The following is a 299-nucleotide window of genomic DNA, read 5'->3' on the forward strand; positions in this document are numbered from 1 at the left end:
GACCTTGCTCAACGACGCGGACGCGGCGGGCGTGGCCGAGATGGAGTTCGGCGCGGGCCGCGACCGCCGGGGCACCGTCATCGTGCTGACGCTGGGCACTGGCATCGGCAGCGCCCTGTTCGCGGACGGTGTGCTCGTACCGAACACGGAGCTCGGCCATCTGGAGCTGAACGGTCACGACGCCGAGAAGCGCGCGTCCACGAAGGCCAAGGAGGACCACGAGCTCACGTGGGAGCACTGGGCCCGCCGGGTGCAGAAGTACCTCGCGCACGTGGAGATGCTGTTCTCGCCCGAGCTGT

General features: G+C 69.6%; 1 pseudogene. It reads left to right on the forward strand.

The window, feature by feature from the left end:
- Positions 1 to 299, forward strand: a pseudogene (locus tag ADL25_RS19785) (ROK family protein); the annotation flags it as partial.

It is taken from the genome of Streptomyces sp. NRRL F-5122 (assembly GCF_001507435.1).
GTDB lineage: Bacteria > Actinomycetota > Actinomycetes > Streptomycetales > Streptomycetaceae > Streptomyces > Streptomyces lannensis.